This window comes from Methylobacterium sp. AC690, from assembly GCF_979256535.1.
Genome location: NZ_CEEDOX010000001.1, coordinates 212,664 through 234,403, shown reverse-complemented (window position 1 = coordinate 234,403; position 21,740 = coordinate 212,664). Strand labels below are relative to the sequence as shown.

The window sequence follows — 21,740 nt, the reverse complement described above, 5'->3', positions numbered from 1 at the left end:
ATCCCATGGCGGCGACCCTGACGGACAGGCTTGCGGGCCTACGCGCCCGGTTCCGGCGCGGGAGCACGCCACCCTTCGCCGGGTTCGAGTGGATCATCGCCGGGCGCTACCTGCGGGCCCGGCGCCGGGGCGGCGGCGTCTCCGTGGTGGCGTTCTTCTCGCTCCTCGGCATCGCCCTCGGCGTCGCCACGCTGATCATCGTGCTGTCGGTGATGAACGGCTTCCGGACCGAGCTGCTGTCGAAGATCGTGGGCATCAACGGCCACGTCTTCGTGGCGCCGATCGACAAGCTCTTCACCGACTATGCCGACCTGTCCGAGCGCCTGTCGAAGGTCGCCGGGGTCCGGGCGGCGATTCCCCTGGTGGAGGGGCAGGCCTTCGCCTCGTCGCCCTATGGCGGCGCCGGCAGCGGCGTGCTGGTCCGCGGCATCCGGGGCGAGGACCTCGACAAGATCGGCGCCATCGCGAGCAACATCAAGGGCGGCAGCCTGGAGGGCTTCGACGACGGCTCGGGCGTCGCCATCGGCCGGCGCCTGGCCGAATCCCTCGGCGTCCAGGCCGGCGACCAGATCAACCTGCTGACCCCCAAGGGGGCCTCGACGCCGTTCGGCACGGCGCCGCGCACCAAGGGCTACACCATCAAGGCGATCTTCGAGATCGGCATGACCGAGTTCGACTCGACCTTCGTGTTCATGCCGCTCACCGAGTCCCAGGCCTTCTTCAACCGGGACGCCGATGTCAGCCTGATCGAGATCTACCTCGACAATGCCGAGGCGGTGGGCGCGATGCGGCCCGACCTCGAGATGGCGGCCGAGCGCCCGGTGCTCCTCACCGACTGGCGCCAGCGCAACCGAACCTTCTTCGGGGCGCTGGAGGTGGAGCGGAACGTCATGTTCCTGATCCTCAGCCTGATCGTCGTGGTGGCGACCCTGAACATCATCTCGGGGCTGATCCTGCTGGTGCGCGACAAGTCGAGCGACATCGCCATCCTGCGCACCATGGGGGCGACCCCCGGCACCATCATGCGGGTGTTCCTCATCAACGGGGCGCTGATCGGCGTGGTCGGGACCCTGAGCGGCCTGGGGCTGGGCATCCTGATCACGATGAACATCAAGGGGATCCAGCGGGTGCTGTTCCCCTCCGCCTGGGACCCCACGGTGCGCTTCCTGGCCGAGATCCCGGCCGAGATGAACGCCAACGAGATCACCGTGGTGGTCGTCACCTCCATCGCCCTGTCGCTGATCGCGACGCTGTATCCCTCGTGGCGCGCCGCCCGGCTCGATCCGGTGCAGGCCCTGCGCTACGGCTGAGGCCCGAACATCCATGACCACGAAAGCCGAGGCGCCCGGCGCGCAGCCGGTCCCGGCCCTGTTCTTCGCCAAGGTGGAGCGGCGCTACACCCAAGGGGCCGGCGACGGGGCCGGCGCCCTCGAAATCCTGCGCCAGGCGGATTTCGCGATCTGGCCGGGCGAGCTCGTCGCCCTGGTGGCCCCCTCGGGGGCCGGCAAGAGCACCCTGCTGCACCTCGCCGGCCTGCTGGAGCGCCCCGACGGCGGCGAGATCTATATCGGCGGCAGTCCGACGGCCGCGATGGGGGATGCCGAGCGCACCCGCCTGCGGCGCGAGGAGATGGGCTTCGTCTACCAGTTCCACCACCTCCTGCCGGAATTCTCGGCCCTGGAGAACGTGGTGATGCCGCAGCTCATCCGCGGGCTGTCCCAGCGCGAGGCCCGCGAACGGGCGAGCGAGCTGCTGAGCTTCCTCGGCCTGAAGGAGCGCCTCCTGCACCGGCCGGCCGAGCTCTCGGGCGGCGAGCAGCAGCGCGTCGCCATTGCGCGCGCGGTGGCCAACGGCCCGCGCCTGCTGCTCGCCGACGAGCCCACCGGCAACCTCGATCCGCACACCGCCGCCCACGTCTTCGGCATCCTGGTCTCGCTGGTCCGCGCCTCCGGCCTCGCCGCCCTGGTGGCCACCCACAACATGGATCTCGCCGCCCGCATGGACCGGCGCGTGACGATCCGGGACGGGCTGATCGAGCAGCTGCCCTGAGGGCGGGTGGGGGGGCTCCGCGCGGGCCATCCCTGCACTGGAGGGGCCGACGCCTCGCTTGAGCCCTCCCGGCCGATCCGCGACCCCGGGCCGGGGCGATGGAATTTACGCGACGTTAACGACGATCCGCCAGCGCGGAGACTTTCGCTTTACATAGAACAAAACAAGAACAAAACTCGGGGCGTCAACGAAAGGCGAGGCCCATGTTCAAGCGGATGATCCTGACGGGTGCGGTCGAGTTCATGGCCTTCGGGCTCCTGGCGATGTCCTTCGCCGCCTGGGCTGTCGCATTGGCGCCCTTGCGATAGCGTTGCGGCGGAGTCACAGGGGGCGCGCGGTCCACAGGGAAACGCGTCCGGGCGCCGGTTTCTCATGGATTGGAAACCACGACTCGGGCTGTTGGTCTCATGGCGCGCATCCTCCAGAATCCCCTGCTCAAAGACCCGGCTTACGTCCACCTTCACGTTCACTCGTCGTTCTCCCTGCTGGAAGGGGCCCTGAAGGTCGGCGACATCGTGAAGGCCGCCCTGGCCGACCGGCAGCCGGCCCTCGCGCTCACCGACACCAACAACCTGTTCGGGGCGCTGGAATTCTCCGAGAAGGCCGCCGGCGCCGGCATCCAGCCGATCGCCGGCCTCCAGCTCACCGTGGCCTTCGAGGCGCCCGATCCGATGGCGCGCGTCGGGCAGGGCCAGGCCGGCTGCGCCAACATCGTCGTGCTGGCGCAGGACGAGACCGGCTACGGCAACCTGCTGCGGCTGGCCAGCCGCGCCTATTTCGACGTCGCCCTGGGCGATGCCCCCCGCGTCAGCGTCGAGGCCCTGGCCGAGTCGAGCGCCGGCCTGATCGCCCTGACGGGCGGCTCCACCGGCCCCCTCGACAGCGCCCTGCGGCAGGGCCGGGCCGAGCTCGCCGCCGGTCGCCTGGCGCAGCTGCGCGGGGCCTTCGGCGAGGACAGGCTCTACGTCGAGATCCTGCGCCACGGCCTCGCCGACGAGCGCATGGTCGAGCGGGAATTGCTGCGCCTGGCGGACACGAACGGCCTCTCGGTGGTGGCCGCCAACGAGCCGTTCTTCGCCCGCGAGAGCGACTACGACGCCCACGACGCGCTCCTGGCGATCGCGGATGGCCGCCTCGTCTCGGACGACCGCCGCCGCAAGCTGACCCCCCGGCACGGCTTCAAGACCCGCGCCGAGATGGCCGCGCTCTTCACCGACCTGCCGGACGCCCTGAGCGCCACCGTCGAGATCGCCATGCGCTGCGCCTATCGCGTGCGCACCCGCAAGCCGATCCTGCCGAATTTCGGCGTCGTTGCCGCCCGCGACGCCACCGCCCCCGCGGCCACCCCCGACGTGGCGGCCGCGCCGCCCCTCGACGAGCCGGCGGAGCTGCGCCGGCAGGCGGAGGCCGGCCTCGAACTGCGCCTCGCCCAGCACGGCACCGCGCCCGGGATGTCCGAGCAGGTCTACCGCGACCGCCTCGCCTTCGAGCTCGACGTCATCGTGGGCATGAAGTTTCCCGGCTACTTCCTGATCGTGTCGGACTTCATCAAGTGGGCCAAGGACCACGACATCCCGGTGGGTCCGGGCCGCGGCTCCGGCGCCGGCTCCCTGGTGGCCTGGTCGCTCCTCATCACCGATCTCGACCCGCTCCGCTTCGGCCTGCTGTTCGAGCGCTTCCTGAATCCCGAGCGCGTCTCGATGCCGGATTTCGACATCGACTTCTGCGTCGAGGGCCGCGAGCGCGTGATCCAGTACGTGCAGCAGCGCTACGGCGAGCGTCAGGTGGCGCAGATCATCACCTTCGGCACGCTGCTCGCCCGCGGCGTGCTGCGCGACGTCGGCCGCGTGCTGGAGATGCCCTACGGGCAGGTCGACAAGCTGACCAAGCTCGTGCCGCAGAACCCGGCCAACCCCGTCACCCTGGTCCAGGCCATCGAGGGCGAGCCGAAGCTCCAGCAGGCGATCGAGGAGGAGCCGATCGTCGCCCGCCTCATGGAGATCTCGAAGAAGCTCGAGGGCCTGCACCGGCACGCCTCGACCCACGCCGCCGGCGTCGTCATCGGCGACCGTCCCCTCGAACAGCTGGTGCCGCTCTACCGCGATCCGAAGACCGGGATGCGGGTGACCCAGTTCAACATGAAGTGGGTCGAGGCCGCGGGCCTGGTGAAGTTCGACTTCCTCGGCCTGAAGACACTGACGCTGCTGCGCTGCTGCACGGATCTCTTGAAGAAGCGTGGCATCGAGGTCGACCTCGCGCAGATTCCACTCGACGACAAGAGAACTTACGAACCCCTCAGCCGGGGTGAAACCGTGGCGGTCTTCCAGGTGGAGTCCGCCGGCATGCGCAAGACCTTGTGCGAGATGCAGGCCGACCGGTTCGAGGACATCATCGCCCTGCTGGCGCTCTATCGCCCCGGCCCGATGGGTGAGATCCCGGTCTACTGCGCCCGTAAGCTCGGGCGCGACGCCGGTAACGAGGCCAACTGGTACCTGCACCAGAAGCTGGAGCCGATCCTGAAGGAGACCTTCGGGATCATCCTCTACCAGGAGCAGGTGATGGAGGTCGCCAAGGTTCTCGCGGGCTACACGTTGGGCGAGGCCGACATGCTCCGCCGGGCCATGGGTAAGAAGATCAAGGCGGAGATGGACGCCCAGCGCGAGCGTTTCGTGAAGGGTTGCACCGACGGGGGGCTGACGGCGGCCAAGTCCAACGAGATCTTCGACTTGCTCGCCAAGTTTGCGGATTACGGGTTCAATAAGTCTCACGCAGCGGCTTACGCGCTGATCACCTTCCAGACGGCTTATCTGAAGGCTTACCACCCTGCCGAGTTTCTGGCGGCTGCCATGACACTCGACCTCGACAATACGGATAAGATTTCCGAATTCCGCCAGGACGCGCAGCGTCTGCAGATCACTGTCGAGCCCCCGTCCGTGAACACCTCCGGCGTCGTCTTCGACGTTCAGGAAGGCCGTATTCTCTATGCCCTCGCGGCGATCAAGGGTGTCGGCCGGTCGGCCGTGGAATCCATCGTCGCCGCACGGGGCGACAAGCCGTTCAAGGATCTCGCCTGCTTTGCTCGGCGCCTCAATCCCCGTCACGTCAACAAGCGGGCCCTGGAGAACTTGATCGCCGCCGGTGCCTTCGACTGCATCGAGCCGGACCGCGCTCGTGCGCGCGCCGCCATCGAGCCGATGATCCGGATGGCGCAAGGGGCGGCCGAGGCCGAGAGCACCGGCATCGTCGACATGTTCGGCGGGGTCACCGCCGCCGACGTCACCCTGCGGATCCCGCCCTACGATCCGTGGCCGATGGCCGACAAGCTCAGGAAGGAATGCGACGCGATCGGCTTCTTCCTGTCGGGCCATCCCCTGGACGAGTACGGCGACCTCCTCGGCAAGCTCCGGGTCCAGACCTGGGCCGAGTTCTGCCGGGCGGTCCGGGCCGGCACCACCAGCGTGGGCCGCGTGGCGGCCTCGGTCCTCGATCGTTCCGAGCGCCGGACCAAGACCGGCAACAAGCTCGGCATCGTCATCCTCTCGGACCAGACCGGGCATTTCGAGGCGATCATCTTCTCCGAAGGTCTCGGCCAGTACCGCGAGATCCTCGAGCCGGGCCGGCCGCTGGTGCTCCAGCTCCAGGCCAACCTCGAGGGCGAGGACGTGCGCGCCCGCATCATGACCGCCGAGCCCCTCGACGTGGCGGTGGCCCGCCACCAGAAGGGCATGCGCGTCTATCTGCAGGACGAGCGCCCGATCCAGAGCGTGCAGCAGCGCCTGCAGGTGCGCGGGGAGGGCGAGGTCTCCCTGATCCTCCTCCTCGACGGCGCCCGCGAGGTCGAGGTCAAGCTGCCGGGCCGCTACCAGGCGACGCCGCAGATCGCCGGGGCGCTCCGGGCGGTCCCGGGGGTGGTGCAGGTCGAGGTGAACTGAGCGGAGGCCCGACGCGGGCCGACCGCCTGGGGGGAGCGACGTCGGCCGGGCCTTAAGCCCGACCGACGCTGCGTCTCACGCCGCGCGGATGGCGGCGAGGAAGCCCTCGACCTCCTGGCGCACGTTCACCGACTGGACCGAGAGTTCGCCCGCCGCCATCAGCACCTGCTGGGCCGCGGAGCCGGTGTCGCCGGAGGAGGTGAGAACCTGGGCGACGTTCCGCGAGACGTCCTGGGTTCCGCGTGCCGCTTCGGCCGCGTTGCGGGAGATCTCGCCGGTGGCCGCGGTCTGTTCCACCACCGTCGCGGCGATGCTCTCGGTGATCGCGTTCACCGACACGATGGTCTGGCCGATCTGGCGGATGGCCGCCACGGCCTGGGCGGTCGCCTGCTGGATCGCCGTGATCTGACCGCCGATCTGGTCGGTGGCCCGGGCGGTCTGGCCGGCGAGCTCCTTGACCTCGGCGGCCACCACCGCGAAGCCGCGTCCCGCTTCGCCGGCGCGGGCGGCCTCGATGGTGGCGTTGAGCGCCAGCAGGTTGGTCTGGCTGGCGATGCCGGAGATCATCGTCACGGCCTCGCCGATCCGGTCGGCGGCCTGGATCAGGCTGCCCATGGTGACGTCCGTCGCTTCCGCCTCGCGGGCCGCGGCACCCGCGGCGGCGTTCGATTGCTGAACCTGGCGTTCGATCTCCTGCAGGGACGCGACCATCTCCTCGGCGGCCGCCGCCACGGTCTGCACGTTCGCGGCAGTTTCCTGCGCGGCCGCGTTCGAGGCCAGCGCCTGCCCGCTGGTGCTCTCCGCCACATGGGTCATCGAGCGGGCCGTGGCGTCGAGTTCGGTCGCCGCGGAGGTGACGATGCCGATGGCGCCCGAGATGGTCTGTTCGAAGCTCTGGACCAAGCCGTCGACCCGGTCCGCCCGGCGCTGGCGGGCCGACTGCGCGGCGACCTGCTGCGCCTCCAACTCGCCGCGCGCGATGGCGTTCTGGCGAAACACGTCGACGGCCTTGGCCATCTCGCCCATCTCGTCCCGGGCCTCCTGCGAGGGCACCGTGATGGCCGTCTCGCCGGCGGCCAGGCGGCTCATGGCTTCGGTCATGCCGGAGATCGGCCTGATGATGCTGCGCGCGATCAGGAAGGCGAGGGCGCCACCGAGCGCCAGCGCCAGAGCGATGAGGCTGAGCTGCAGGACCCGCGCCCGGTCGACGCTCGCCTCGGTGGCGGCGGAGATCTCGTTGACCGCCGCCTCAATCTTCATCCGGACTTCGTGGCCCGCCTGCATCAGCGCCGCCATGTGCGGCTTGAGCGCGTCGTCATGGGCGGCCCGTGTCGCCTCGATCGCGGCGGCGGCGGCGTTGAATGCGCCGATATAGGCGTCGATCGTGTCCTGCAGCTGCTTGATCGGGCGCGTGAACGTGCCGTCCGTGTCGAGGTCGCGCAGCGCCTTCAGCGCGGCGCCCGCCTTCAGGCTGTTCGCCGCGAAGGTCGCGGGACCCTTCGGATCGCGGGTGGCCAGGAACCGCCAGTTCGCGACCCGCATCAGCAGCACCGCGCTGTCGATCTGCGCCGCCTGGCTGACCTCGGCGGCGGAGCCGTTCTGGCGGATCTCCGTGGCGAGGAGGCCGCTCACGCGGGTCAAGGCATCGCCGGTCTTGAACAGCGCCGCCTTGCTGTCCGTGAGCGTGATTCCGGCTTGGCCGAGGCGCTGGAGATCGTCCTTCAGGGTCGCGGACTGATCCTGCATGCGGGTGTAGAGCGCGCGCCGCTCGTCGGAGAGGGCGATGTCGATCTGGCGCTGGAGCACGGTGGAGATGGCCTGGCGCGTCTGCTCGACTTGGTTGATCTGATCGGGAGTCTGGCTCGCCTGCAGTTCCAGGGCCTGGCCGGAGAGGCGCTCCGCAAGGCCGTTCAGCGAGAAGACGTTGCGTGCTCCCTCCTCGAGGCGAGCGACCCGCGCGTATTCAGCCACGATGGAGCCGAGCTGATACTGCGCGGTCAGGCCAATCCCGCCGGTGATCAGGATCAGGCTCCCAAATCCGGCGTAGAGGCGGGCGCGGATACCGTATGTCATCGATAGGCCTGATCAGTCGTGTAGCGTCTCCGCTTGTCTTAGGGAGCGGCCAATAAAAATGTATTAAATTACATCCTCTGTCGGCTTCGTCAGATCTAAGTGGACTAATTCGGATCATCTATACGGTCGCGCCGGGCCTGTTCCGGCCCAGAACGCCGCGCGCGTCACCGATCGGGGTTCTGTCGGGGCCGCGGGGGGTGCAGGATCCGACCGCCCGACACCGCATCCCGTGCCGGCCGACCGATCCCGCCGCGGCTCCGGACTGGCGCGTCAGGCGCCGGCCGCCGAGGGACCGTCGCGCCCGGCCCGAAGCCGCGCCTGCAGGCGTTCCGCCACCATCGCCTGCAGGGTCAGCAGGTGCGGGCAGCGGATGCCCGCCCCGAGGCAGGCGGCCACCGTGCGGAACAGGTACTCCGCACTCGGCCCAAGGTGCCCGGCCCCGGCGGCGATCCGGTCCGCGATCGCTTCGTCCGAGATCGGCCCGGTGTAGCGGTCGCTCTCGGGGTTCACCAGGAAGGTCAGCGCCTGGATCGTGCCGGCGGCCGTCTCCACCGGGACCCAGCGCCCGAGATAGCCGTTGCCGCGCATCTCCCGGCGCCAGACCGGCAGCAGGGTCTCGGCGGCCTCCGCGCCGGTCAGCCGGAAGGCGACCCCCTCGCAGGCGCCTCCCGTATCCAGGGCGAGGACGAGGCCGGGATTGTCGACGCTGCCGCGGAACCGGCGCTGGAGCAGGCAGAAGCGCCGATGATAGCCGTGCACCGTGCCGACCCGGCGCTCGGAATAGGCGAATTCCGGCTGCCAGATCAGGGAGCCGTAGCCGAACACCCAGAGGCCGTCCGCCGGGGCGGGGCGCGCCGCCAGGGCGGCGGCGAGGCCCGGCGCCAGCTCGGCGTCGGTCATCAGCGCCAGGGCGGTGGCATCGTCGGCCACCGGCACCGGGTGGGCACGGGCGATGAGGTCGAGGCTCAGGGCGATGGAGGGGTCCGGCATGGCGCCACCGAATCATCCGGCGCGCCGCGGCGCAAGCGTCGCGGTCCCGGGACGACGCCTCGGCGCAGGCTCCTCCGGGTCAGCGCTCTGCTCTCAGGGCATGGCTTTCAGGGCTTGGCCCTCAACGTTTGGCCCTCAGGGTTTGGCGACGGCCATCGTCTCGAGTTCGGGCAGGGGCTCGGTCCGGTGGAAGTCGCAGGTCTCCTTGTCCTCGTCGATGACGCGCAGGACCCCGGCCTTCTCCTCGATGACGACCTTGGCCCGCTCGGCCCGGCCGAAGGTGCGCCCCCGCATCCGGCTCGACACGCAGTAGAGCGTGCGTCCCTCGTCGAGGAAGGGCCCGGAGGCCCGGCTCTCCGCGAACCGGACCGGAATCAGCGAGAGCGATCCGAACTCCGGGCGGCTCAAGGCCAGGGCGGCGAGGCGCTCGTGCAGCGGCGCGGTGGCGGACGGAATCGGGATCGACGGGCGGGCGCTGCAGCCGGCGAGGGCCGAGCCCGCGACGCTCGCGAGGAGGACGCCGAGGCGCGGCAGGGGGCAGGCGCGTGACATGGCGGGGCAGCCTCGATTCGGATCCCGCCGAGCCTATCAGGGTTCGCGTTTTGCGCGAGTTGAATGATTGATGCAACCTGCGCCGTTCCGAGGCATTTGCAAGGGCGGGACATCGCCGTAAGACGGCCCATGCAATGGACCGACGAGGCCCTGGTGCTCGGCCTGCGCCGCCAGGGCGAGACCAGCGTCATCCTCGAACTCATGACCCGGAACCACGGCCGCCACCTCGGGCTCGTGCATGGCGGCCGCTCGCGCCGGATGCAACCGGTGCTGCAGGCCGGCAACCGGGTGCAGGCCACCTGGCGGGCGCGCCTCGACGAGAGCCTGGGCGCCTTCGTGGTGGAGCCCATCGAATCCGTCGCCGCCCGGCTGATGGGGTCGGGGCTCGCCCTCTACGGCATGAGCCATCTCGCGGGCCTGCTCCGGCTGTTGCCCGAGCGCGACCCCCATCCCGAGTTGTTCGCGGCGGCCGGACTGCTGGTCGCGCACCTGGACGACCCGGACATCGCCCCGCCGCTGATGGTGCGCTTCGAGCTCGCCCTCCTGGCCGAGCTCGGCTTCGGGCTCGACCTGGCGGCCTGCGCCGCGACGGGCGGCAACGACGCCCTGATCTACGTCTCGCCCCGTAGCGGGCGGGCGGTGAGCGCCTCGGCCGGCGAGCCCTATCGCGACAAGCTGCTGGCGCTGCCGGACTTCCTGCGCGAGCGCGCCCCCGGCGCGGGGCTGCCGATGACGCCGGACGCCCGGGACGTTACCGAGGGGTTTACCTTGACGGGGTACTTCCTCGACCAGCACATCTGGGGACCGCGTGCGATCCCCGTGCCCGAGGAGCGGACGCGCTTCGTTGCATTGGGCACGGGAAACGCCTAAATTCCGTTCGTGCTTTGTTCTGATTTGGGTCGTGTGCGGCCCGGGAGTTCGTGATGGGCCAGCCCTTCGAGCCGCCATCGGATCCCGATGGCATCGAGAGCGTCGAGCTGAAGACCGCGCTGGAGGATCGCTACCTCGCCTACGCGCTCTCGACGATCATGCACCGGGCGCTGCCCGATGCCCGCGACGGGCTGAAGCCGGTCCATCGCCGCATCCTGTTCGCCATGCGGCTTCTGAAGCTCGACCCCAGCTCGGCCTTCAAGAAATGCGCCCGCATCGTCGGCGACGTCATCGGCAAGTACCATCCGCACGGCGACACGGCGGCCTACGACGCGCTGGTGCGCATGGCGCAGGACTTCGCGCAGCGCTACCCGCTGGTCGACGGCCAGGGCAACTTCGGCAACATCGACGGCGATAACGCCGCCGCCCAGCGCTACACCGAGGCCCGGATGACGGAGGTGGCGCGCCTCCTCCTCGAGGGCCTCGACGACGATTCGGTGGATTTCCGCCCGAACTACGACGGGCAGGAGGAGGAGCCGGTGGTGCTCCCCGCCGCCTTCCCGAACCTGCTCGCCAACGGCAGCCAGGGCATCGCGGTGGGCATGGCGACCTCGATCCCGCCCCACAACGCGGCCGAGCTCTGCGACGCGGCGCTGTATCTCATCACCCATCCGGAGGCGACCTCCGCCCAGCTCCTGACCTTCGTGAAGGGGCCGGACTTCCCCACCGGCGGCATCCTGATCGACAGCGCCGAATCGATCACCGAGGCCTACCGCACCGGGCGCGGCGGCTTCCGCGTGCGCGCCCGCTGGGCCAAGGAGGATCTGGGCCGCGGCACCTGGACCATCGTGGTCACGGAGATCCCCTACGGCGTGCAGAAGGCGCGCCTGATCGAGAAGCTCGCGGAGCTGCTGCAGGAGCGCAAGCTGCCGCTGCTGGCCGACGTGCGCGACGAATCGGCCGAGGACGTGCGCATCGTGCTGGAGCCGCGGGCCCGCAACGTCGATCCCGTCATCCTGATGGAATCGCTGTTCCGGCTCACCGAGCTCGAATCGCGCATCTCGCTCAACATGAACGTGCTGGTGGGCGGCCTCGTGCCCCGCGTCATCGGTCTCGCCGAAGCCCTGCGCGAGTGGCTCGACCACCGCCGCGTCGTGCTCCAGCGCCGCTCGCGCCACCGCCTCGGCCAGATCGACCGCCGCCTGGAGATCCTGGGCGGCCTGCTCATCGTCTATCTCGACCTCGACGAGGTCATCCGGATCATCCGCGAGGAGGACGAGCCGAAGCCCGCCCTGATGAAGCGGTTCGAGCTCACCGAGATCCAGGCCAACGCCATCCTCGACACGCGCCTGCGCTCCCTGCGCAAGCTCGAGGAGATGGAGATGAAGCGCGAGCTCGACGCGCTGACGCAGGAGAAGGAGGGGATCGAGGGCCTGCTCGGCTCCGACAAGCTGCAATGGGCCGACATCACCAAGCAGATCCGCGCGGTGAAGAAGACCTTCGGCCCCGAGACCAAGATCGGCGCCCGCCGCACCACCCTGGAAAACCCGCCCGACACCGCCGGCATCGACTTCGCGGCCGCCATGGTGGAGCGCGAGCCGATCACCGTGATCGTCTCCAACAAGGGCTGGATCCGGGCGCTCAAGGGCCACGTCGCCGACCTGTCCGGCGTCGCCTTCAAGGGCGATGACGGCCTCAAGCTCGCCTTCCCGAGCGAGACCACGGCCAAGATCCTGGTGCTGGCCTCGAACGGCAAGGTCTTCACCCTGGAGGCGGCCAAGCTGCCGGGCGGGCGCGGCTTCGGCGACCCGATCCGCCTGATGGTGGATTTCGACGACGGCACGGAGATCGTCGCGGCCATCCCCTATCAGCCGGGCGCCAAGGTCCTGGTCGCGGCCACGGACGGGCGCGGCTTCCTGGCGCCGGCCGATGCGCTCGTCGCCAACACCCGCAAGGGCAAGGGTATCATGGGCCTCGACGCACCGGCGACGGCCGCCGTGCTGGTGCCGGCGACCGGCGACCACGTGGTGGTGTGCAGTGCCGACCGGCTGATGCTGGTCTTCCCCTTGAGCGAATTGCCCGAGATGGTGCGCGGCAAGGGCGTGCGCCTGCAGCGCTGCCGCCAGACCACCCTCACGGACGCCCATGTCTTCACCCTGGCCGAGGGCCTGCCCTGGCGCGAGGCGGGCGGCGAGGCGCGCCTCGCCCATGCGGGGATCCTGGAGAAGTGGCTGGGCCACCGCTCGGACGCCGGTGCCCTGATGACCCGGAGCTTCCCGAAATTCGAGCGGTTCGGGAAGTAGGGCCCGGACCGGCAGGGACCGGGTCCTGCGCATTGCGCCGATGCGGCGCGTCGGTCGGCAGGGGCCGAAAAGGCCGCCTCTGCGTGGGGGCGAGGTTGGGAACGAGGGATGTGCCCCTGCGGTTCGGTCGCCAGCTCCGTCCTGTTCCCGCTCCTTTCCGGAGAGGGGACGCGCGCCCGAGAGACGCCGGACGGGTGGAACGAAGTCGGTCCAACACCTTCGCCCGGTTCGCTGAACCACGCGCCGGAGGGTCCAAAACAGCGATGCCTCCCAGGGGGAGGCATCGGCGGGACGCTCGGGCGATCAGCGGCGGCGGAACTGGCCGCGCATCGGCGGGCGCGGACCGGCGGAGCGCTCGTCCTTGTGTCGGAACACGAGGCGGCCCTTCTCCAGGTCGTAGGGGGACATCTCGACGGTGACGCGGTCGCCAGCCAGAGTCTTGATGCGGTTCTTCTTCATCTTGCCGGCCGTGTAGGCCACGATCTCATGCCCCTGATCGAGCTGCACGCGGTAGCGCGCGTCCGGCAGGATCTCGATCACGAGACCGTCGAACTGCATCAACTCTTCTTTTGCCATCCACACTCTCCAGCCGGACGGCCTGAATGGGGCGACCCGGGACACAAAACGAAGCCGTTCGGCAAAACGCGGCGGGCGGCGGGTCCGATCCCATCGGATGCGCAACACCGGCGAGCGTTGCCCCGACATAATGTCCGCACCGGCTGGAAGCAAGCTTTTCCCGATGCAGCCCGGTGGTGAACCCGGAACAATCCTCACGAGGATTCGGCGAGGATTCCAGAAAATCAAGATTCGACGCGGGATTTCATACTTTGCGGCCGGTGTTGTCGAGGCGTCGCGCGCTCGGCCGGACCGCGTGCTCCGCCCGTGGCGGCCGGTCCTGCGTCAGGGCGTGACGTCGTTGCCGGAAAAGTCGATCCGCCCGTCCGGCATCCGCTTCCAGGCCTGCAGGATGGTGGAGGGGCGACGGGGATCGGGCTTGAGGTCGCCCCTGGCATCGTAGGCGAGGTCGCCGAGGATCGTCCGCAGGGTCCGGCCCTGATGCAGGTAGGCCGCCACCGCCCGGCCGTCCGCCGATCCGGCGCCGAGGACTCCCTGGCGCAGGACCTCGACGGCCGCGTAGGCCTGGGCGGCCACGGCGTTCGCCTCCGGGCTGCGCGGCCCCTTCGCCGTCTTCATGTCGGAGGCCTTGGTGTCGGGCCCCTTGGTGTCGGGCGCCTTCGCATCGGGCGCCTTCGCGTCGGGCACCTTGGGCTCGGGCAGCCGGGGCGGGTCGGCCGGGAGGGTCATCACCGTGCCCTCGGCAGCCGGCCCGGCGGCCTGGGGAAAGGCCGGATCGAGGAGGCCGTCGCTGCCCACCAGGGGCGCGGTCACGCCCGCGTCGCGCAGGCCGCGCAGGAGCACGGCCGCGTCCGGCGCGAGCCCCCCGAAATACACCACCTCGACGCGCGCCCGCTTCAGGCGCGCCACCAGTGCGGAGACGTCGCGTTCGCCGCGGCTCAGGGTCTCGAAGGCCGCCTCCGGCTGGTCGGCCGCCTTGAGGACGCGGCTCACGCCCTCCGCGAGGCTGCGTCCGAACGGGCTCTTGTCGTGCACGAGGGCGATGCGCTGGCCGCCGTGATGGCCGAGGAGGTAGGCGCCGGCGAGCCGCGCCTGCTCGGCCTCGTTCGGCACGGTGCGGAAAACGTTCCAGAGGCCCTTGGCCGTCAGGGCGGCGGAGCCGGTGCCCGGCGTCACCGCGACGATGCCGGCCTCCTCGTAGACCGGCATCGCCAGGCCCGCGACACCGGCATTGAAGGGGCCGACCACGAGGCCGACCCGCTCGGCGGCGAACCGCCGGGCGACGGCGAGGCCCTGCTTGCCCTCGCCCGCATCGTCGGCCACCACCAGGACGAGGCGCTGCCCGTTGACGCCGCCGGCCCGGTTGAGGTCGGCCACCGCCTGTTCGGCCCCGAGCCGCAGGCCCTGTCCGAAGGCGGCGTCCGGGCCGGTCAGCGGCGCCGACAGGCCGATCCGGACCTGCGCCTCGGCGGAGCCGGACGCCGCACCCATCAGAAGGCCGGCGACGGCGAGGGCGCAGGCGGTGGCGCGGAGGCTGGGCATCGGGGCACGGGTCCATCTAGGCGGGTGGGCGTGGCCGCACGATAGGGCTGCCCGGTCGGTGCGGGAAGTCACGCCCCGATGCCCGCGCCGCAGGGCTCGCATTGCCACGGCGGCGCGGGACCTTACCTGCTTTTCCCGGGTTTCCCTCCATGTTCCCGGGTTTCCCTCCATGTTTCACGTGGCGGGTGCGATCCCGCGCCGGAGTTCGTCAGGACCATGCTTTCCACCGACAACGACATCCTCGGTGCGGCCGAAGCCTGGCGGCGCGAGGGTCGCGCGGTGGCGCTCGCCACCGTCATCGAGACCTGGGGCTCGGCGCCCCGTCCGGTGGGAAGCCACCTCGTCGTCGACGGCGAGGGCAACTTCCTCGGCTCGGTCTCGGGTGGCTGCGTCGAGGGCGCGGTGATCACCGAAGGCCTGGAGGCGATCGCCGACGGGCGAGCGCGGGTCATCGCGTTCGGGGTGGCCGACGAGACCGCCTGGCAGGTCGGCCTGTCCTGCGGTGGGCGCATCCGCGTCTTCGTCGAGCCCGTGGCCTGAGGCGCCGGCATGCAGCTCAAGACCCTCGCGATCCTCAACGCCGAGCGCGCCGCGCGCCGCGCCGCCATCCTGGTGACCGACCTCGACGGTGGGGCCCAGCGGGTGGTGCGCGAGGCCGAGATCGCCGGCGATCCCCTGGCCGACCTCCTCGCCCGCCACCTTGCCTCCGGCAAGAGCGGCCTCGCCGAGGCGGACGGCCGCTCCGTCTTCCTCACCGTGCAGGCGCCCCCGGTGCGCCTGGTGGTGATCGGCGCCGTGCATATCAGCCAGGCCCTCTGCCCGATGGCCCGCGCCCTCGACCTCGCCGTCACCGTCATCGATCCGCGCACCGCCTTCGCCACGCCGGAGCGCTTCCCCGGCATCGACCTCGTGGCCGAATGGCCGGACGACGCCCTGGCCGGGCCGGTCCCGCCCCTCGACCGCTACTGCGCCGTGGCGGCCCTGACCCACGACCCGAAGATCGATGACCCGGCCCTGGCCGCCGCGCTCCGGGCGGGGTGCTTCTATGTCGGGGCCCTCGGCTCCCGCAAAACCCATGCGGCCCGCGTCGCCCGGCTGGCCCAGGCCGGGTTCTCGGAGACCGAGATCGGCCGGATCGCGGCGCCGATCGGCCTTTCCATCCAGGCGGTCAGCCCGGCCGAGATCGCGGTCTCGATCCTGGCGCAGATCATCGCGGCGCAGCGCACCCCCCGCAGCGGAGCCGCCGCGTGAAGTTCGGATCCGTCCCGACGCGCGAGGCCGCCGGGCTGATCGCCGCCCATACGGTGCGGTCCCACGACGTGACCCTGCGCAAGGGCCGGGTGATCCCGGCCGAGGACGCCGCGCGCCTCGCCGCCGCCGGGCTGTCCGAGCTCGTGGCCGTCACCCTGGAGCCGGGCGACGTGGCCGAGGATCTGGCGGCCGAACGCCTCGCCGCCCATCTCGCCGGTCCGCACCTGGACCGCGAACGGCCCTTCACCGGACGCTGCAACCTGCACGCGGCGACCGCCGGGCTCCTGCATATCGACCGGGCCGCCATCGACGCCGTCAACGGTGTCGACGAGGCGATCACGGTGGCGACGCTCGCGCCCTACAAGCCGGTGGTGGCCGGCGAGATGGTCGCCACGGTGAAGATCATTCCCTACGCGGTCCCGGGCGCGGCCCTCGACCGGGCCTGTGGCGCCGCGCCCGCCGGGGCGCTCGCGGTGGCGCCCTACCGGTTGACCCGGGTCGCCGTGGTCTCGACCCTGCTGCCCGGCCTGAAGCCGGCGACCATCGACAAGACGCTGGCCAGCCTGCGCCACCGCCTCGCCCCGACGGGGGCCGACCTCGTCACCGACGCCCGGGTGCCCCATCGGCGCGAGGCCGTGTCCGAGGCGATCCGGGCGGCCGTCACCGAGGATCGCGCCGAGCTGGTCGTGGTGTTCGGCGCCTCGGCCATCGCCGACCGGCGCGACGTGATTCCCGCCGGGATCGAGGCGGCGGGCGGGCACGTCGAGCATCTCGGGATGCCGGTGGACCCGGGCAACCTCCTCCTGGTCGGACGGGTCGCCGACGTGCCGGTCATCGGCGCGCCGGGCTGCGCGCGATCGCCCAAGGAGAACGGCTTCGACTGGGTGTTGCACCGGCTGCTCGCCGGCCTCGCCGTGACCCGGGCCGACATCGTCACCCTCGGCGTCGGCGGGCTCCTCATGGAGATCGTGTCGCGGCCCCAGCCGCGTTCCGGCGGCGACCCGGCCGATGACGATGCGTGAGGACGATGCCTGAACTCGATGCCTGAATTGGGACTCATCCTGCTGGCGGCCGGGCGCGGGACGCGCTTCGGCGCCGAGCCGAAGCTGCTGCAGCCGCTCGCCGGGCGGCCGCTCGTGCGCCACGCCGCGGAGGCCGCGCTCGCCTCCGGGCTCGGCCCGGTGGTGGCGGTGCTCGGCGCCCATGCCGACCGGGTCGGCGACGCCCTCGGCGGGCTCGCTCTCGCCCGGGTCGTGAACCCGGCCTATGCGGACGGCCTCGCCACCTCGCTCCAGGCCGGCCTCGCGGCCCTGCCGGCGGGGCTCGGCGGCGCGATCGTGCTCCTCGGCGACATGCCGCGCGTGACCGCCCGCCACCTCACCGACCTGGCCGACGCCTTCCGCCGGGCGGACCCGGCCCCATCGGCCGTCGTGCCGGTCCATGCCGGCCGGCGCGGAAACCCGGTGCTCCTGAACCTGGATCGCCTGGCCCCCGCCCTCGCCGTCCTCTTGGGCGACCAGGGCGCCGGGCGCCTGCTCGCCGGACGCGCCGACGTGCTCGAATGCCCGATGGATGCGGGCGTCGGCCTCGACGTCGATACGCCGGACGGTCTCGCGGCCCTCGGGTGAGGTCTCAGTCCTGCGCCGCCCGCGCCGGCGCACGCTTGGCCTCGGCCCGGCAGCGGTCCGAGCAGTAGCGGACCTCGTCCCAGACCCGCTCCCACTTCTTGCGCCACGCGAACGGCTTGCCGCACTGGACGCAGGTTTTGGTGGGCAGGTCGGCCTTCTTGCGCATCCGCGCCATGGGATCTGCTCGATCGCTCTCGTGGGGGTGTCGCTTCGAGGGAGGGCGGCCTACCGCCCCAGCTGTCCGGCCTCGCTGGCCGGGACGGGGCTCCAGCGGTTGAGCTGGATATAGCCGTCGCGGGCGGCGATGACGACGTGGCGGCGGTAGCGCTGCACCACCGTCCCGGGCGCATGGCGATGCGCCTCGCGCCAGCCCTCGGCCGCCGCCACGTAGACCCGGGATTCGCCGACCCGGGCGATCGTCTCGATGGTGCCGAAGGCCCGGACCCGGCGCAGGATCGCCTCGACCTCGGAGCGGAAATCCAGGGTGCGGTCCGCATCCGTCACCCGCGGCCAGTACGAGCCGGCGCCCTGGGGGGCGGGCGTGCGCCAGAGGGCGGGCAGGTCGCGGGCGATGGGGCCGGCGGCGATGCGGCGCGCCGCCATCTGGCACTTGGCGAGCAGGGTCTCGTGCGACTCCAGGGCTGCGAGCGGGAAGCGCTCCTGGGCCAGGATGTCGCCGGTGTCGAAGCCGTCCTCGGCGAGGACGTGGGCGGTGACGCCCCAGTCCGGCTGCCCGTCGCTGATTGCCTTGAACAGCGGGTAGGGCCCGCGGCCCAGGGGAAGCGGGGAGGGGTGGAAGTTGAGCGCGTAGGCGGCTTGGCCCCGCCAGCCCCGGATCAGCCAGGGATAGCCGGCCACCACCAGGGCCCAGTCCCGGCCCTGCGTCTCCGCGAGCCCGGCGAGGTCCTCCGGCCGCATCCGCGAGATCTGGATCGGCACGCGGTGGCGGCGGGCCTGGGCCACCACAGCCTCGTTGTGGTCGTAGATCCCGTCGCAGGGCCGGGTGAACAGCTTGATCGGCGTCCAGCCCGCCCCGATCAGGGTCTCGAACACGCCGCCGAGGAAATCGATTCCGGCAAAGGCGAACTTCATGCGGCTCCCGACGGTCCTGCGACGTCACGGATCGGTCGATCCCGCGCAAGGACGGCTCCCCGTCCCCGGCACCCGCCATACCTAACCGATCGGGAGCGAATTGGGAGCGGGCATGGCGGCGGAGCGGACATGAGGCGGGACTTCGTCACCGACGACGCGAGGCTGCCCGTGCCCGGCCGGTGCGCGCCGCGGGACGCCCGGCCGCGCCGTCCGCAGGCCGAGGGCTGATCCCCATCCGCACGCTCCGCTTCCTCCTCGGCGACCAGCTCACCCGCCGCATCGCCACCCTCACCGATCTCGATCCGGATCACGACGTGGTCCTGATGGTCGAGGTGCGCGCCGAGGCTACCTACGTGCGCCACCACAAGCAGAAGATCGCCTTCCTGTTCTCGGCGATGCGGCACTTCGCGGCGGAGTTGGAGGCGGAGGGCATCGCCGTCGACTATGTCCGCCTCGACGCGCCGGGCAACACCGGCAGCTTCACCGGCGAGCTGGCACGCGCGGTCGCGCGCCACGCCGTCGACCGCGTCGTCGTCACCGAGCCCGGCGAGTGGCGGGTCTGGGAGATGATGCAGAGCTGGCGCGCCGATCTCGGCCTGCCCGTGGAGATCCGCGACGACAACCGCTTCCTCTGCCCCCGCGCCGACTTCGCCGCCTGGGCCGGCGACCGGCGGAGCCTGCGCATGGAGACGTTCTACCGTGGCATGCGCCGCCGCACCGGCCTGCTGATGGAGGGAGGCGAGCCGACCGGCGGCCGCTGGAACTTCGACCCCGAGAATCGCAAGGGTCTGCCGAAGGGCCACGTCGTGCCCGAGCGCGTCGGCTTCCCGCCCGATGCCGTGACCGCGGAGGTCATCGCCCTGGTCGAGCACGCGTTCGCGGACCATTTCGGCGAGACCGACGCCTTCGCTTGGCCGGTCACCCGGGCCGAGGCCATCACCGCCTTCAAGCACTTCCTCGTCGTCGGCCTGCCGACCTTCGGCGACTATCAGGACGCGATGCGCGCGGACGCGCCGTTCCTGTACCACGCGCTGATCGCGCCGGCGCTGAATGCCGGGCTTCTCACGCCCGAGGAGGTCTGCCGGGCGGCGGAGCGGGCCTACCGCGCGGGCGCGGCGCCGCTTCACTGCGTCGAGGGCTTCATCCGCCAGATCCTCGGCTGGCGCGAATACGTGCGCGGCCTGTACTGGGCCCGGATGCCGGACTACGCGGCGTCGAACGCCCTCGCGGCCACCCGCGACCTGCCGTGGTTCTACTGGTCGGGCGAGACCGCGATGAACTGCCTGGCGCAGTGCATCGGCGCCACCCGCACCCATGCCTACGCCCACCACATCCAGCGCCTGATGGTGACGGGCAACTTCGCGCTCCTTGCCGGGATCGCGCCGGCGCAGGTCGAGGAATGGTACCTCGTCGTCTATGCCGATGCCTACGAGTGGGTCGAACTGCCCAACGTCCACGGCATGGTGCTCTGGGCCGATGGCGGCGTGATGGGCTCGAAGCCCTATGCGGCCTCGGGCGCCTATATCAACCGCATGTCGGATTACTGCCGGGGCTGCGCCTACGACGTGGCCAAGAAGTCCGGTCCCTCGGCCTGCCCGTTCAACTATCTCTACTGGAACTTCCTCATCCGGCACGCGGAACGCCTGGCGGACAATCCGCGCCTCGCCATGCCCTACCGCACCCTGGCGCGCATGGATCCGACGAAGCGGGCCGCGATCCTCGACGATGCGGCGCGCTTCCTCGACGGGCTCGACGCCGCGCCCTCGGCCGCCCCGGCCGACCAGGGCAGCCTCGCCCTGGCCGCGCCCCGGTCCGACCCCGCCCGCCGGCCGGCCCGGGATACGGCTACCACGGCGTCCAGACGGAAAGGGTGAGGTAGGGGCCGGGGTCCTGATCGCTGGCGATTTGCAGACCCGCGGAGAGGCGCACATGGAAGCGACCGAGGGCGAAATCCGTCGCGTGCAGACCGACCGTCCATTTCCGGTAGCCGGTCTCGTCCCCGTAGAAGGCGAATTCCGGTCCGAGATAAGCGTCCCAGTGCCGATAGCCCCAGGCGAGGCGGCCCCAGGCGCTCATGCGGGTGGTGCCGGTGACCAGCGTGGCGGTGAAGAGGGTCGCGTCGGTGGGATGGGCCCAGACCTCGCCGTGGAGGCGCAGGCCGAAGCGGGGTGGCAGGGCCCGGGCGCAGCCGCAGCCCGACACCGCCTCCATCGACCCTTCCGGGCCCGCGTAGGCGGCCACGACGCCCCAACCGGGAAACCACTGATAGCCGAGCACGACCGCACCGACCGCGGTGTCGCGCGTGAGGGCGCCCTCGCGGCGGCGCTGGCCGCCGAGGCTCCCCAGGGCCACGAAGCCTTCCCGGTCGACCCGGTCCAGCGCCAGCTTCGCCCCGGTGGTCACGAAGACGGCGGGGCTCGCCTCCAGGCTGCCGAACAGGAGGATCGAGGCTGGCGAAGATTCCGAGGCCTGTGAGGATTCCGAGGCTGGTGACGATGCCAAGGTCTGCGAGGATGCCAAGATCTGCGAGGATGCCGAGACCGGCGTGCCGAGAAGGAAGGCGGCGCAGGCGGCCGGTCCGACGAACCGCCCGCGCTTCCGCTTGCTCTCGAACCGGGGTGTGGCCGTCGCTCGCACAGGCGTCCCACGTTCGAATCCGATGACGGTCTGATTGTCATGGCGTCGAACAGAGAGATCAATTGAAAATTTAAGTCCTCCAATATTGATCTAACAACAGTTGCATTTATCACAGGTCTTCGAGAACAAAACCCGATCAAAATACCTTAGAGAAAGCAATCTGCAATTTAACAACCTGAAATTGATTGGTGGCGCGTGGGCCGTCGTCTCCGGTACGGCGAACCGTGCAACGGCCGCATTTCACT

Annotated in this window: 18 protein-coding genes; 10 read left to right on the top strand and 8 right to left on the bottom strand. The window is 70.9% G+C overall.

Annotated features, from left to right (window positions below; genetic code table 11):
• Positions 1–5: 5 nt before the first annotated feature.
• The 3 genes from AC0IY1_RS01120 to dnaE all read left to right on the top strand — a co-directional run bounded on the left by AC0IY1_RS01120 (position 6) and on the right by dnaE (position 5,981).
• Positions 6–1,310, top strand: a complete 1,305-nt coding sequence (locus tag AC0IY1_RS01120; RefSeq protein WP_055947392.1) for a lipoprotein-releasing ABC transporter permease subunit — start codon at positions 6–8, stop codon at positions 1,308–1,310.
• A gap of 13 nt (positions 1,311–1,323) precedes the next feature.
• Positions 1,324–2,049, top strand: coding sequence for an ABC transporter ATP-binding protein (locus tag AC0IY1_RS01115; RefSeq protein WP_055947395.1), 726 nt, complete (start codon positions 1,324–1,326; stop codon positions 2,047–2,049).
• A 407-nt stretch (positions 2,050–2,456) separates the two neighbouring features.
• Complete coding sequence (dnaE, locus tag AC0IY1_RS01110) at positions 2,457–5,981, top strand: DNA polymerase III subunit alpha (protein WP_471767122.1); 3,525 nt, start codon at positions 2,457–2,459, stop codon at positions 5,979–5,981.
• A 75-nt stretch (positions 5,982–6,056) separates the two neighbouring features.
• On the opposite strand, the gene AC0IY1_RS01105 is transcribed toward dnaE, so the two are convergent.
• The 3 genes from AC0IY1_RS01105 to AC0IY1_RS01095 form a co-directional block, all read right to left on the bottom strand.
• Entirely contained in the window at positions 6,057–8,054 is a 1,998-nt protein-coding gene (locus AC0IY1_RS01105; protein ID WP_471767120.1) for a methyl-accepting chemotaxis protein, read from the bottom strand.
• Between the two features lie 270 nt (positions 8,055–8,324).
• Positions 8,325–9,044 (bottom strand): gamma-glutamylcyclotransferase, encoded by a 720-nt coding sequence (locus tag AC0IY1_RS01100; protein WP_471767118.1) that lies wholly within the window; start codon positions 9,042–9,044, stop codon positions 8,325–8,327.
• A 135-nt stretch (positions 9,045–9,179) separates the two neighbouring features.
• Positions 9,180–9,596 carry a hypothetical protein gene (locus tag AC0IY1_RS01095; protein WP_471767116.1) on the bottom strand — a complete coding sequence of 139 codons (417 nt, stop codon included), beginning with the start codon at positions 9,594–9,596 and terminating at the stop codon, positions 9,180–9,182.
• A gap of 129 nt (positions 9,597–9,725) precedes the next feature.
• Between AC0IY1_RS01095 and recO the strand changes: the two genes are divergently transcribed.
• Together recO and parC are read left to right on the top strand one after the other, a co-directional pair.
• Entirely contained in the window at positions 9,726–10,466 is a 741-nt protein-coding gene (recO, locus tag AC0IY1_RS01090; RefSeq protein ID WP_471767114.1) for a DNA repair protein RecO, read from the top strand.
• A gap of 53 nt (positions 10,467–10,519) precedes the next feature.
• Positions 10,520–12,769, top strand: coding sequence for a DNA topoisomerase IV subunit A (gene parC / locus AC0IY1_RS01085; protein ID WP_471767112.1), 2,250 nt, complete (start codon positions 10,520–10,522; stop codon positions 12,767–12,769).
• Positions 12,770–13,072: 303 nt separating this feature from the next.
• Here parC and infA read toward each other — a convergent pair whose 3' ends face one another.
• Together infA and AC0IY1_RS01075 are read right to left on the bottom strand one after the other, a co-directional pair.
• Positions 13,073–13,345 carry a translation initiation factor IF-1 gene (gene infA, locus AC0IY1_RS01080; protein ID WP_055947419.1) on the bottom strand — a complete coding sequence of 91 codons (273 nt, stop codon included), beginning with the start codon at positions 13,343–13,345 and terminating at the stop codon, positions 13,073–13,075.
• 324 nt (positions 13,346–13,669) lie between these two features.
• Positions 13,670–14,887 carry a branched-chain amino acid ABC transporter substrate-binding protein gene (locus tag AC0IY1_RS01075; RefSeq protein WP_471767110.1) on the bottom strand — a complete coding sequence of 406 codons (1,218 nt, stop codon included), beginning with the start codon at positions 14,885–14,887 and terminating at the stop codon, positions 13,670–13,672.
• A 216-nt stretch (positions 14,888–15,103) separates the two neighbouring features.
• On the opposite strand from AC0IY1_RS01075, the gene AC0IY1_RS01070 reads away from it, so the two are divergent.
• From AC0IY1_RS01070 to AC0IY1_RS01055, 4 genes are read left to right on the top strand one after another with little or no spacing between them, the layout of a single operon-like run.
• Positions 15,104–15,427: an XdhC family protein gene (locus tag AC0IY1_RS01070; protein WP_471767108.1), complete on the top strand. Its 324-nt coding sequence runs from the start codon at positions 15,104–15,106 to the stop codon at positions 15,425–15,427.
• Positions 15,428–15,436: 9 nt separating this feature from the next.
• Positions 15,437–16,138, top strand: coding sequence for an XdhC family protein (locus AC0IY1_RS01065; protein ID WP_471767106.1), 702 nt, complete (start codon positions 15,437–15,439; stop codon positions 16,136–16,138).
• Positions 16,135–17,160 carry a molybdopterin-binding protein gene (locus tag AC0IY1_RS01060; RefSeq protein WP_471767104.1) on the top strand — a complete coding sequence of 342 codons (1,026 nt, stop codon included), beginning with the start codon at positions 16,135–16,137 and terminating at the stop codon, positions 17,158–17,160. The genes AC0IY1_RS01065 and AC0IY1_RS01060 overlap by 4 nt, the downstream gene beginning before the upstream one ends.
• Before the next feature lie 18 nt (positions 17,161–17,178).
• Positions 17,179–17,766, top strand: coding sequence for a nucleotidyltransferase family protein (locus AC0IY1_RS01055; protein ID WP_471767102.1), 588 nt, complete (start codon positions 17,179–17,181; stop codon positions 17,764–17,766).
• Positions 17,767–17,770: 4 nt separating this feature from the next.
• Here AC0IY1_RS01055 and AC0IY1_RS01050 read toward each other — a convergent pair whose 3' ends face one another.
• Complete coding sequence (locus AC0IY1_RS01050; RefSeq protein ID WP_471767100.1) at positions 17,771–17,941, bottom strand: DUF2256 domain-containing protein; 171 nt, start codon at positions 17,939–17,941, stop codon at positions 17,771–17,773.
• A gap of 50 nt (positions 17,942–17,991) precedes the next feature.
• A complete protein-coding gene (locus AC0IY1_RS01045) occupies positions 17,992–18,858 on the bottom strand; it encodes a formyltransferase family protein (protein WP_471767099.1) in 867 nt (288 codons plus the stop codon).
• A gap of 233 nt (positions 18,859–19,091) precedes the next feature.
• On the opposite strand from AC0IY1_RS01045, the gene AC0IY1_RS01040 reads away from it, so the two are divergent.
• On the top strand, positions 19,092–20,732 hold the full coding sequence (locus AC0IY1_RS01040) for a cryptochrome/photolyase family protein (protein WP_471767401.1): 1,641 nt from the start codon (positions 19,092–19,094) through the stop codon (positions 20,730–20,732).
• Here the strand turns inward: AC0IY1_RS01040 and bcsS are convergent.
• On the bottom strand, positions 20,704–21,495 hold the full coding sequence (gene bcsS, locus AC0IY1_RS01035; protein ID WP_471767097.1) for a cellulose biosynthesis protein BcsS: 792 nt from the start codon (positions 21,493–21,495) through the stop codon (positions 20,704–20,706). The genes AC0IY1_RS01040 and bcsS overlap by 29 nt on opposite strands.
• Positions 21,496–21,740 lie beyond the last annotated feature (245 nt).